Here is an 11,824-nt window from a genome sequence, read left to right as displayed (position 1 = left end):
CAACGGTGATCGCCAAGATTGGCGGCTTAAATGGCGAACCATCGTCCACGAGAAGAAATTGGTGTTCGTCCTAGTGTCAACGCATATGCAGATGCTGCGATTGCTGGACGGCTCCGAGGATAACCTGCTTCGATGCCGGAAGCAAGGAAGCCCCCCGTCGCGCCTGGGGACACTAGCTGGGGACTGCCACTCCCGAACTCCACCGTACGCCGTCACCTGCTGTCATCTCGCTGACCGCAAACCCGTTTGCAATGGCGTAGTCCAACACCTCGGCGGGCAGGTCAGTTGCCGTACTCAGGACAATTACCGCCGGACCAGCCCCGGAAAGCACAGCTGCCACACCACAACGACGCGATAGTCGCAAAAATTCCGCCGATAACGGCATCGCGGCTGCGCGGTGCGGCTGGTGGAGCACGTCTTCGGTGGCGGCCATCAGAAGGTCGGGTCGCTCGGTGAGCGCCACCACAAGCAACGCCGCGCGGCTGACGTTGAAGCGGGCGTCCTCGTGGCTGACCTCCGTGGGCAACAGCACTCGCGCCTCAACCGTCGACGAGCGCTGCGTGGGAATGGCGGGGAAAAGGCGGATGCCGGGGTGTAGCCGGAGCGGCGTCGCCGCGAAGGCCGGCGGCCCAGCACTCGAGTCGGTCCACGAAACAACGGCGCCACCGAGTACCGCCGCGGCTGCGTTGTCGGGATGTCCTTCGAATTCCGACGACAACTGGATCAGCTCGGTTTGGCTCAACGGTGTCAAACCCGCTTGTGCGAGAAGACCATTGACCGCCGCCAGGCCGCCGACCACTGCTGCCGCCGACGAGCCAAGTCCGCGAGAGTGCGGGATCGCGTTACGGCACCGTACTTTCAATCCGGACACGCCGACACCGGCAGCCTGCAGGCCGTGCTCGACCGCGCGGACCACCAGATGGCCGGCGTCGAGCGCCAGTTCGCCGGCGCCCTCGCCCTCCACCTCGACGACCAGCCCGGAATCGGTTGTCTCGACGATGATTTCGTCATAGAGGCTCAGTGCCAGCCCGAGGCTGTCGAAGCCTGGGCCCAGGTTGGCGCTGGAAGCCGCGACGACCGAGGTGGCCAGCAGCCCGGCAGCCAGCATTTAGACCAGCCCCAGTTTCGCTACCACGGCAACGGGATCCGCCGGAACCGGCGAGACGGTCGGCATGTCGCGCAGCGCGGTGTCGGGATCCTTGAGGCCGTTGCCGGTGACCGTGCACACCACCGTCGAACCCGGCGCCACCCAGCCGTCCTCGACGGATTTGAGCAAACCGGCGATGCTCGCTGCCGATGCCGGCTCGACGAAGACGCCCTCGGTACCGGCTACCAGGTGGTATGCGGCGAGGATCTCGTCGTCGGTGGCAGCCAGAAATCGCCCGTTGGACTGCTGTTGCGCCGCGACAGCCGGGCCCCACGACGCCGGCGAGCCGATGCGGATCGCCGTGGCGATGGTTTCGGGATGGCTCACTGGTTCGCCGGACACCAGCGGCGCTGCGCCCGCTGCCTGGGTGCCCAGCATTCGCGGCAGCTTGTCGATCACACCGTCGGCGTGATATTCGGTGTAGCCCTTCCAGTACGCGGTGATGTTGCCCGCGTTGCCAACCGGCAAAGCGTGAATATCTGGCGCAAAACCCAATACGTCGACGATCTCGAACGCCGCCGTCTTCTGCCCCTCGATACGGAGCGGGTTGACGGAGTTGACCAACGAGATCGTCGGGAAGTCGGCGACGATCTTGCGGGCGACCTCCAGACAGTCGTCGAAGTTGCCGTCGATCTGAATGATCTTGGCGCCGTGCATGACGGCCTGCGCCAGCTTGCCCATCGCGATCTTGCCCTGCGGGATCAGTACCGCGCAGGTGATTAGGGCCCGGGCGGCGTAAGCGGCTGCCGACGCCGACGTGTTCCCTGTCGACGCGCACAGCACCGCCTGCTGACCCCGGGCTACCGCATCGGTGACGGCCATCGTCATGCCACGATCTTTGAAAGAGCCGGTGGGATTGAGCCCCTCGACCTTCAGATGAACCGTGCAACCGGTCTTCGCCGAGAGTCGGGGCGCCGTTATCAGCGGGGTACCACCCTCGAACAGGGTGACGGGGACCCAGTCGTCGCCGACCGGCAGCCGGTCCCGGTAGGCCTCGATAAGGCCCGGCCACTGCTGGTGAATGCCGGTCTTGGCGGCACTGGACGAACTCATGCGCTGGTTCCTTCCAGCCGCAGGACGCTGGCGACACGTTGCACAACGTCGAGATCGGCCAACGCGTCCACGGTTTCGGACAGGGCGGCGTCGGTAGCGGTGTGGGTGACCACCACGACGCGGGCTCCGATGCGTCGTCCGCCCTCGCCGACTACGCCCTCTTGGCGGACTTCGGCGATACTGACCTCGCGCTTGGCGAATTCTGCTGCAACCGTTGCCAATACGCCGGGCTTGTCGGCGACGTCCATGCTGAGGTAGTAGCGGGTCGGGATCACACCCATCGGAGCGATCGGCAACCGGGCGTACTTGGACTCCTTCGGCGCTCGACTGCCCAGCACCCGGTTACGGGCTGCCATCACCAGGTCACCGGTCACCGCCGACGCGGTCGGCGCTCCGCCGGCACCCTGCCCGTAGAACATCAGCCGGCCCGCGGCTTCGGCCTCGACCACCACAGCGTTGAATGCGCCGTTGACCGTGGCAAGCGGGTGCTCCAGCGGCACCAGCGCGGGGTACACCCGAGCCGAGACCCGTTGTTGCCCATCGTCGGTGGTGATCCGCTCGCAGATCGACAGCAGTTTGATCGTGCAGCCCAGTGCGCGCGCGGACACGAAATCATCAGGGCTGATCTTCGTGATGCCCTCGCGGTAGACATCGTCGGCGGTCACCCGGGTGTGGAATGCGATGGAGGCCAGGATGGCGGCTTTCGCTGCGGCGTCGAAGCCTTCCACATCGGCAGTGGGGTCGGCTTCGGCGTAGCCGAGCGCGCTCGCGTCGGCCAGGGCCCGCTCATAGTCGGCGCCGGTGCTGTCCATTTCGGACAGGATGTAGTTGGTGGTGCCGTTGACGATGCCGGCCACCCGTTGCACGGTGTCGCCGGCCAGCGACTGAGTCAGCGGGCGGATCACCGGAATGGCACCCGCCACGGCAGCCTCGAAATATAGGTCGACACGGGCACTTTCAGCGGCCTGCGCGAGTTCTCCGGTCGACACCGAAAGCAGGGCCTTGTTCGCCGTCACCACCGACTTGCCGTGCTCCAGTGCCGACAGGATCGCCTTGCGCGACGGCTCGACCGGCCCCATCACTTCGACGACGATATCGACGTCCTCGCGACAGACGAGTTGTTCGATGTCGTCGGTGAGCAGATCGGCCGGCACACCCCGGTCGTCGGCTATCCGGCGCACACCGATGCCGCGCAGCACCAACGGCGCTCCGACTCGGGCGGCGAGGTCGTCAGCGCTCTCCTCGATGATGCGAACAACCTCACTGCCCACATTGCCCAGTCCCAATACCGCTACGCCGACCGGCTTCTCATCTGTGCTCATGTGCGCCGCTCCTCCTCATCGCTCCGCTCTGCATCGTCGTCGACGCCGCTCACCGCTTCACCTCATCTCCAGACTCAGTAGATCGTCGACCGTCTCCCTGCGCAGGATCAGGCGGGTCTGTCCGCCGCGCACAGCCACCACCGCGGGGCGGCCGATCAGGTTGTACCGGCTCGACAACGAATAACAGTAGGCGCCGGTCGCGGCCACCGCGACCAGGTCGCCCGGCGCGATGTCAGCCGGCATCCACGCATCGCGAACCACGATATCGCCGCTCTCGCAGTGCTTTCCGACGACACGGGCGAGCGTCGGCGCCGCGTCGGTGGCGCGGGAGACCAGTCGCACGTCGTACTCAGCGCCGTACAGCGAGGTGCGGATGTTGTCGCTCATGCCGCCGTCCACGCTGACGTAACGCCGATGCGCTGTGGCACTGACGCCGACGTCTTTGACGGTGCCGACCTCGTACAGGGTGATCGTGCCCGGACCGGCGATGGCCCGCCCCGGTTCGACGACCAGTCGCGGCGCCGGCAAGCCCACTGCAGTGGACTCGTTGCGGACGATGTCGCCGAGCTTGTCGGCGAGTTCGTCCACCGGTGGCGGATCGTCGTTCGGCAGATACGAGATGCCAAGGCCGCCACCGAGGTCGACGGTGGCGATTTGCGCGGTCTTGTCGACGCCGAACTCGGCGACGACGTCGCGCAGCAGACCGATCACCCGGTGGGCGGCGATTTCGAAGCCGCCGACATCGAAGATCTGCGAGCCGATGTGACTGTGCAGGCCCACCAGTCGGAGGTGATCGCTGGCGAAAACCTGCCGAATCGCGGCCATCGCGGCGCCGTTGGCCAGTGACAGACCGAACTTCTGGTCTTCGTGTGCGGTGGAGATGAACTCGTGCGTGTGCGCCTCGACACCGACGGTGACGCGCACCAGCACATCCTGGACGATGCCCGCCGCACCCGCGATCGCGTCGAGGCGCTCGATCTCGATCATCGAGTCCACCACGACGTGCGTGATTCGGGCCTTGACGGCAGCGGTCAGCTCGACGACCGATTTGTTGTTGCCGTGCAACGCGATCCGCTCAGGCGGGAAGTCCGCGTGCAGCGCGACCGCCAGTTCCCCGCCGGTGCAGACATCCAGCGACAGGCCCTCCTGGTCGATCCAGCGTGCTATTTCGCTGGCCAGGAAGGCCTTCCCGGCATAGTGCACGTTGGCTCCGCCGCCGAATGCCGCCGCGATCTCGCGGCACCGTGACCGGAAGTCGTCTTCGTCGATCACGAACAGCGGCGTGCCATATTCCTGGGCGAGCGATTGCAGCGAAACGCCGGCAATGCTTACTATGCCGTCGTCGCCGCGAACAGCGTTGCGCGGCCATACATTCGGTGCCAACTGCAGGAGCTCCGCTGCCGACTCCGGTCGCGGCGGAACATCCCCGTGGTGAAACTCTTCGGCATGCCGGGGTCCGGCCGGGTGGGCGCTCACATTCGCTCCGGAGCGCTGACGCCCAGGATGGCCAGCCCGTTGGCGATCACCTGGCGGGTCGCCTGGCACAGCGCCAGACGCGCGGTGTGCAGCTCGTTGGGCTCCTCGTCGCCCTGCGGCAATACCCGGCACGAGTCGTAGAACCGGTGATAATCACCGGCGAGGTCTTCCAGGTACCGGCACACCCGGTGCGGTTCACGCAGTGACGCTGCGGATTTCAGCACCCTGGGGAACTCGCCCAGATTACGAACCAGCGTGCCTTCCTTGTCGTGGGTGAGCAACTCGAGATGACCGGTATCGGGGATCAAACCCAGCTCGGCGGCGTTACGAGCCAGTGCGGAAAGCCGGGCGTGTGCGTATTGCACGTAGTAGACCGGGTTTTCGTTGGATGCCGATGACCACAGCGCGAGGTCGATGTCAATCGGGCTGTCCACCGATGACCGGGTCAAACTGTAGCGTGCGGCGTCGACGCCGATCGATTCGACCAGGTCGTCGAGGGTGATCACAGTGCCGGCCCGCTTGCTCATCTTCACCGGCCGGCCGTCGCGGACCAGGTTGACCATCTGGCCGATGAGTACCTCGACCGTCGCCGGGTCGTCGCCGAAAGCTTGGGCCGCGGCCTTCAGCCGGGAGATGTAGCCGTGGTGGTCGGCGCCGAGCATGTAGATGCACAGGTCGAAGCCGCGCTGCCGCTTGTCCAGGTAGTACGCCAGATCGCCGGCGATGTAGGCGTGTTTCCCGTCGCTCTTGATCACGACACGGTCCTTGTCGTCACCAAAAGCACTGGTGCGCAACCAGGTTGCGCCGTCCTTTTCGTAGATGTTGCCGTTCTCGCGCAGCCGCGCGATCGACTGCTCGACGCGGCCGCTGGCGTGCATCGACTCTTCGTGGGTAAAGACGTCGAAGTCAGTACCGAACTCGTGCAGCGATTTTTTGATGTGAGTGAGCATCAAGTCGACGCCGATGCTCCGGAAAGTCTCGTGCTGCTCGGCATCGGGTCGGCTCAACGCGTCCGGCGCCTGCTGCAGAACTTGCGCGGCGATGTCGGCGATGTAGGTGCCCACGTAGCCGTCTTCCGGGGTGGGCTCACCTTTGGCCGCGGCGATCAGCGAGTTGGCGAACCGGTCGATCTGGGCGCCGTGGTCGTTGAAGTAGTACTCGCGTACCACGCCGGCGCCCTGCGTGGTGAGCAGCCGGCCCAGCGCATCGCCGACGGCCGCCCACCGGGTGCCACCGATGTGAATGGGTCCGGTCGGGTTCGCGGAGACGAATTCGAGGTTGATGTTATGGCCGGCCTGCGCATCGGAGTTGCCGTAGGTGTGGCCGGCGTCGATGACGTTGTTGACGATCAGGCCTTGCGCCGAGGCGTCCAGCCGCAGGTTGATGAAGCCCGGCCCGGCGATCTCCGCCGAGGCGATACCGTCGGCCTGGGCCAGCGCCTCGGCAAGCCAGCCGGCCAGCTCACGTGGGTTGACGCCGACCTTTTTGCCCAGCTGCATCGCCAGGTTGGTGGCATAGTCGCCGTGCTCGGGGTTGCGTGGCCGCTCGACGGTGACCACCGGCGGCAGCGCGGCGGTGTCGAGCGCATGCTCGGTCAGCACCGCGGTCGCGGTGGCCTTCAGCAACTCGGCCAGGTCGGCGGGGTTCACGCAGGCCATCCTATTGGCTGAGGTCCTCAGGCCTCGAATCCATTCCGGTGCTCAATCGGCCGCCGTGATGCGTTAGTCTGTCGTGGCCCGTTGGCGCAGTATCTTTCGCATGCGCCCCCGTAGCTCAGGGGATAGAGCGTCTGCCTCCGGAGCAGAAGGCCGCAGGTTCGAATCCTGCCGGGGGCACCATCTGACCAGCGCAGATATAACTCCGCGCAAGATCTGCACAACTATTGGCGCGGCTCCAAATGAAATTGGAGCCATCCCCGATGTCAATGACAACGCGACCACGACGCCCCACCGGATGCTACTGAGGACTACTCCGCACGGCTGCGAGCAGGCCATCATGCGCGCACAACACAAGTGGTGCGACTATCGGGCGGTGACGTGTTCGAAGTGAAGTCCGGATAGTGTATTACAAACTGTTGGTTTTGTAGTACATTCGGGCTACAGTTAGCGCCTGGCGGTCGATTGGAGCAACACCGCTGAGCACATCGCTCGCCACAACATCACACCCGCCCAGGCCGACGAGGCACTCGCCGACCTCAACCGGATCGTCTTTGAGCCCGACTACAACAGCAACACCGGCGAATCGGTTCGCACCATTGGCTTTTCGCGCAGCGCGAACCACGTTCTGACCGTGATCACGGTAGAAGAGGACGGCGTCGTGTACGGCGCGACCGCATTCAAATCGAACACTCGCGATCTCCACTACTACCGCCGAGGAGGACCAGATGGGTAAGTCCATCGCCGACAAGCTGGCTCGAGTCGCCGCTGAGGCTGAAGCCGGCGAAGCCGATCAGACCGACCGGCCATTGCCGGCCCACGTCAAGGTCAGCCAGCCCGGCCGGGCGCGCAGCAAGGTGCTGCAGATCCGGCTCAACCCCGACGAGCTGGCGGCGGTCGAAGCGATCGCGGAGCGGCGCGGCCTGCCGGTGTCGACGGTTGGCCGTGAGCAGATTCTGCAGCTGATCGCCGAGGATGCCGCAACCCAGGCCGATGCACCGGCCGCGGTATTGAGTCTCAGCCGGCTGCTTGGTGCGGCTGAGATGATCAAGGAGTACGCCGATCAGGTGCGTGATGAAATGCCGACCGAGCTGAATTTCCCTGGAATGACTCGGATCCGGAGCCCGAAGCGCCCGACGTAACGTAACGCCATGGACGAACCCCGCCGGATCGCTCATCCGCAGATGACAACTCCCAGCCGAGATCACTGCTAACTTCGCGACGTTGGCGCGAAAGAATCCAAACCGCCGAGATTAGGTGAAACCCGCTCGTAGAACACCGGGAACTGCTCGATGTATGCGTCGCATCGCGTCGTCGCTGGGAGTTACAGCCCTATCGACGAGAGCGCGTCGGCGAAAATGGAGGGGTCTACGGCCGTGGCGGGGTCCAGACTCGCCGCGAGATCGGCTGCTGATGAGGGGTCCAGACCACCCGTGAATAGGACAAGCAATTCAGCACCGCCCACGTTGAAGTCGGCGCTGAGCAGTCCCAGGGCACCCTCGAGCAACGTCAGGTCCGTCGAGTTGAGGCTGCTGCCGCTGAGATCACCGGCTTGGTCTGCGGCGACAAACGCCTGATCGGCTGAGAGCATGTTGGCAGCGGCGGTGACGAACTGTTCGTCGGCGTTGGCCAAGTAAGTCTGGTCGGCTACGGACAAGCCGTCTTGCAAGGTCGCGATCTGAGCAAGCGGTGAGACCAGCTCGGTGTTCAGGTTTTCTGAATCGGCGAGGATGTCCGCTTGCCGCGCGCTTAGGTCGGCTGTGGGCGCTGCGTCCAACACCGCGGTGCCTTGATTCAGGTCAGCGATCGCTTGACCGATGACGTCGTTGGGGGTACCGGAGGCGCTGGTGGCGCTGCTCGCTAAATCCGAAGCCGCACTGGCGCTAGTGATGTCAAAGCCCCCGATGTGAAAGATCTGATCGATGACCTCGCCGATGAGATTTGGGGGCCCGGAGTCGAACAAGAGAGAACCGTCGAATTGGAGGCTCGCCGATGCGGCATCGAGTCCGTTGGTGGTTGAGGGGTCGGCAGCATAGGCCTCAGCAGCCGACAGGAAGGCATCGCTGGCCTGGGCAAGCTGCTGATCCGGGCCATTGAACAACGCCTCGCCCAAGCCCGACACCAAACTGTTGTCAGACGACAGCAGCGGGGATTGATCCGCCTCGAACTGGGTGATTGCTTCGGTAAGGGCAGCTGAGCTTGGGGGTGCTTCCCCATACGCCTGGGTCCATACATTGAAGCCGTCGATCACATTGGCCTCCGCTGAGTTCAGCAGCCCGATGTCCGTTGCGAGGGATCCGTCATCGGCGTGGGCCGTGCCCATCCCGACCATCGCCGCGGCGGCAGCAGCCATGCCGATACCGATTCCCCCGAGGCGGGCCTTGTGGCTGCTCATTAGGTCTCCCCTTGTTTGACGTGCTAATCGCTCCGAATCCTGAAGCCTGCTTAAGTAAATATCAAGTTGCGCGACGCAGCTCCCAGCAATCTGACAGTTGGCAAAACCAGCACAATGCGCCGTCTTGCGGTCATGCCAGCGCGAGGCCGCCCACGTCGATTGGACCGGTGGCGTCGGATTGACCAGCGGCAGATAGCTACCCGAGGAAGCTAACTACCTTCTGGGGTCGTCCCAGTAAGTCTCAACCCGCGACGCATGAAATTGACAGCATGCGATTCAGGCAGCGCCTTCTGGCCGCGTCGGCTAGCTGATGCGGGTCAACTGGTTTTCGCGGTACAGCTCGGCACACGCAATGCGTCTGATCTTGCCGCTGGTGGTGATCGGGATCGAACCGGGCGCAACTAAGACGAGATCGGCGACACGGATGCCGTGACTGCTCGAAATCGCATAGTTGACATCGCGTTTCACGACGTCGATTCTTGACGCGATCTCTTCTTCTGAACCGCCGCGCGGCTTGTATTCGATGACCAGTGCCACCTGTTCGTCGACTGCATCTGGAACCGAGATCGCGGCGACCCGTCCGCCGGTGAGTTCCTGGACCGTCGCCTCGAGGTCGTCCGGATATTGGTTTCGCCCATTGATGATGATGAGATCTTTGATACGGCCCACGATGAACAGCTCACCGTCGCTGATCACGCCGAGATCGCCAGTACGCAGCCACGGTCCATCGGGCGTGCCCGCCGACGGTTCGACGAGCACTCCGGTGAATGTCTCCGCCGTCGCGTCGGGACGTCCCCAGTAGCCTTGCGCGACGTTGTCACCGTGTACCCAGATCTCCCCGACCGCGCCGGCCCGCTTCTCCGTTCTGGATTCGGGATCGACGATTCGCACGGTCGGCGCCAGTGGAACTCCGTAGCTCACCAACGCCGTTCCGGTTGTGTCGCTTCGCGGTTCGGCATGGCCGGCCGACAGCTTGTCGGACTCGAAGTGGACGACCTTCGGCGGGTGACCCGGTGCGCGCGCCGCCACGTACACGGTTGCTTCTGCCAACCCGTACGACGGCCGAATCGCCTGAGGTCGTAGGTTGAATTGCGCGAACCGCTCGGTGAAGCGCGTCAGCGTCGCGGAGTGAACGCGCTCGGCGCCACAGATAATGTGTGTCACCCCTTGCAAATCCAGACCTGCCATGTCGTCGTCGCTGGTTTTGCGCACCGCGAGTTCGAAGGCGAAGTTCGGTGCGGGCGTGAACGTTCCCGGATTGGTGGCCATCAACTGGACCCACCTCGCGGGCCGGACCAAGAATGACATCGGACTGGTCAAGACGCTGTGCAGGCCGGCCAGAATCGGTGCGAAGACCCCGATGAACAGTCCCATATCGTGGTAGAACGGCAGCCACGAGACAATGGTGGTCGGCGATGGAGCGACGCCGCCGGTATCGCCGAAGTAACCGTTCATCACCTGTTCGAAGTTCGCGACAAGGTTGCGGTGGGACACCATTACACCGGCCGGCTGGCGAGTCGATCCCGAGGTGTATTGCAGTAATGCTGTGCCGTTATCCGGGCCGCGGCCGGTGAATCCCAGTGAGTCGTCGACATCCAACGCATCAACCTCGACGAACGGCCAAGTGGACTCGAGGTCTTGCTGAGTCAGGTACTCGGCGACTCCGCCGGCGACGGCGGAGGTGGTCAGCACCACGGCAGGGGCGGAGTCTGCCAGCACCCGATTGATCCGTTCATCGTGGGCCCCGAGGTGAGGCACCGACAACGGGACCGCGATGAGCCCGGCTTCGAACGCGCCCAGCAGGCCGACGATGTAGTCGAGGCCCTGAGGCGCAACGATCGCGGCCCGGTCACCCACTGTTCCGTGCCGGCGCAGCTCGGCCGCCATGTGGCGCGTCCGAAGATAGAGCTGCGACCATGTCAGCGTTTCCGCAACTCCGTCGGGATTGTGGTCATAGTCGATGAACGTGAACGCGGGTTCGTTCGGTTGCAGGCTCGCGCGTTCTCGAAGGACGGCGGGAATGGAACCGGTTGCGAGACCTGGCATCGTCATCGGACTGCCTTTCGAGATGGTGACTGGTCGAAATCCTGGGCTACCAGAAGCGAAGTCAGCGCAGTGCGCATCTGCTCGCTGCGCAGAACACCGTGGTGCCCGACACCCGGCACCTCCACCAGTTGGGCCCGGCCCCCGGCGGCGATCTCGAGCGCATCGCTGACGGGAATCGAGCAGTCCTGCGGGTCATGCAGGATGCAGACTTGCATGGTGGCACCGATGCCCAGAGTCCTGATGTCCCAGTGTGATACCGGGACTCCGTCGCGTCGGTGCAACTCCTTGGCGATCAGCACCGCCACACCCGTGGGTAGCCGTCGCTGTACCGCCCACCTGTCCAGGACGCCGGTGAGCGAGCAAACAGGGGCAAGCAGCAGCAACGACCGCACCCCGCCGGCCTCCGACCGGGCGAGGGCAGCTACTACCGCAATCGCCGACAGCGAATGCGCGACCACGGTCTGGATACTTGGAAAGCGCTGCAGCACAGCGTCAACAGCCTCGACATATTCGGCCATAGTGGCCTGCGACCCGCGCGATGCACCATGACCGGGAGCGTCGAAGCAGAGCACCGATTCACCGTGGGCCACCGCAACATCCACTACGGCCGCCATGGTGGTGCTGTCGGTGCCCCAGCCATGCAGTGCGAGCACGCTAGGATCGCGGCTGCCCCACTGGTAGGCGGAGGCGACTCGGTGCACACCGGTCATTTCGATACGGTGAGCAGCCA

Annotated in this window: 10 protein-coding genes and 1 tRNA gene; 2 read left to right on the top strand and 9 right to left on the bottom strand. The window is 64.5% G+C overall.

Annotated elements, in window-relative coordinates; genetic code table 11:
- Nucleotides 1-172: 172 nt before the first annotated feature.
- The 5 genes from thrB to argS all read right to left on the bottom strand — a co-directional run bounded on the left by thrB (nucleotide 173) and on the right by argS (nucleotide 6,647).
- Nucleotides 173-1,108: a homoserine kinase gene (gene thrB, locus VGG53_RS01850; RefSeq protein ID WP_331516271.1), complete on the bottom strand. Its 936-nt coding sequence runs from the start codon at nucleotides 1,106-1,108 to the stop codon at nucleotides 173-175.
- A complete protein-coding gene (gene thrC / locus VGG53_RS01845) occupies nucleotides 1,109-2,200 on the bottom strand; it encodes a threonine synthase (RefSeq protein WP_331516270.1) in 1,092 nt (363 codons plus the stop codon).
- Nucleotides 2,197-3,522, bottom strand: a complete 1,326-nt coding sequence (locus VGG53_RS01840) for a homoserine dehydrogenase (protein WP_331516269.1) — start codon at nucleotides 3,520-3,522, stop codon at nucleotides 2,197-2,199. The genes thrC and VGG53_RS01840 overlap by 4 nt, the downstream gene beginning before the upstream one ends.
- A gap of 57 nt (nucleotides 3,523-3,579) precedes the next feature.
- A complete protein-coding gene (gene lysA / locus VGG53_RS01835) occupies nucleotides 3,580-4,911 on the bottom strand; it encodes a diaminopimelate decarboxylase (protein WP_331516295.1) in 1,332 nt (443 codons plus the stop codon).
- 83 nt (nucleotides 4,912-4,994) lie between these two features.
- Nucleotides 4,995-6,647: an arginine--tRNA ligase gene (gene argS, locus VGG53_RS01830; protein WP_331516268.1), complete on the bottom strand. Its 1,653-nt coding sequence runs from the start codon at nucleotides 6,645-6,647 to the stop codon at nucleotides 4,995-4,997.
- 113 nt (nucleotides 6,648-6,760) lie between these two features.
- On the opposite strand from argS, the gene VGG53_RS01825 reads away from it, so the two are divergent.
- A tRNA-Arg gene (locus VGG53_RS01825) sits at nucleotides 6,761-6,836 on the top strand.
- A 226-nt stretch (nucleotides 6,837-7,062) separates the two neighbouring features.
- On the opposite strand, the gene VGG53_RS01820 is transcribed toward VGG53_RS01825, so the two are convergent.
- Entirely contained in the window at nucleotides 7,063-7,395 is a 333-nt protein-coding gene (locus tag VGG53_RS01820; RefSeq protein ID WP_331516267.1) for a hypothetical protein, read from the bottom strand.
- On the opposite strand from VGG53_RS01820, the gene VGG53_RS01815 reads away from it, so the two are divergent.
- Nucleotides 7,382-7,795, top strand: a complete 414-nt coding sequence (locus tag VGG53_RS01815; RefSeq protein ID WP_331516266.1) for a hypothetical protein — start codon at nucleotides 7,382-7,384, stop codon at nucleotides 7,793-7,795. The two genes, VGG53_RS01820 and VGG53_RS01815, sit on opposite strands and share 14 nt — an antisense overlap.
- A 182-nt stretch (nucleotides 7,796-7,977) precedes the next feature.
- On the opposite strand, the gene VGG53_RS01810 is transcribed toward VGG53_RS01815, so the two are convergent.
- From VGG53_RS01810 to VGG53_RS01800, 3 genes are all read right to left on the bottom strand, one after another.
- On the bottom strand, nucleotides 7,978-9,048 hold the full coding sequence (locus tag VGG53_RS01810; protein ID WP_331516265.1) for a hypothetical protein: 1,071 nt from the start codon (nucleotides 9,046-9,048) through the stop codon (nucleotides 7,978-7,980).
- A 303-nt stretch (nucleotides 9,049-9,351) separates the two neighbouring features.
- A complete protein-coding gene (locus tag VGG53_RS01805; protein ID WP_331516294.1) occupies nucleotides 9,352-11,094 on the bottom strand; it encodes an AMP-binding protein in 1,743 nt (580 codons plus the stop codon).
- Nucleotides 11,095-11,096: 2 nt separating this feature from the next.
- Nucleotides 11,097-11,804 (bottom strand): alpha/beta fold hydrolase, encoded by a 708-nt coding sequence (locus tag VGG53_RS01800; protein ID WP_331516264.1) that lies wholly within the window; start codon nucleotides 11,802-11,804, stop codon nucleotides 11,097-11,099.
- Nucleotides 11,805-11,824 lie beyond the last annotated feature (20 nt).

Origin of the sequence: Mycobacterium sp. (genome assembly GCF_036490025.1) — a bacterium.
Classification (GTDB): Bacteria; Actinomycetota; Actinomycetes; order Mycobacteriales; family Mycobacteriaceae; genus Mycobacterium.
This window is presented reverse-complemented; position numbering and strand designations above follow the sequence as displayed.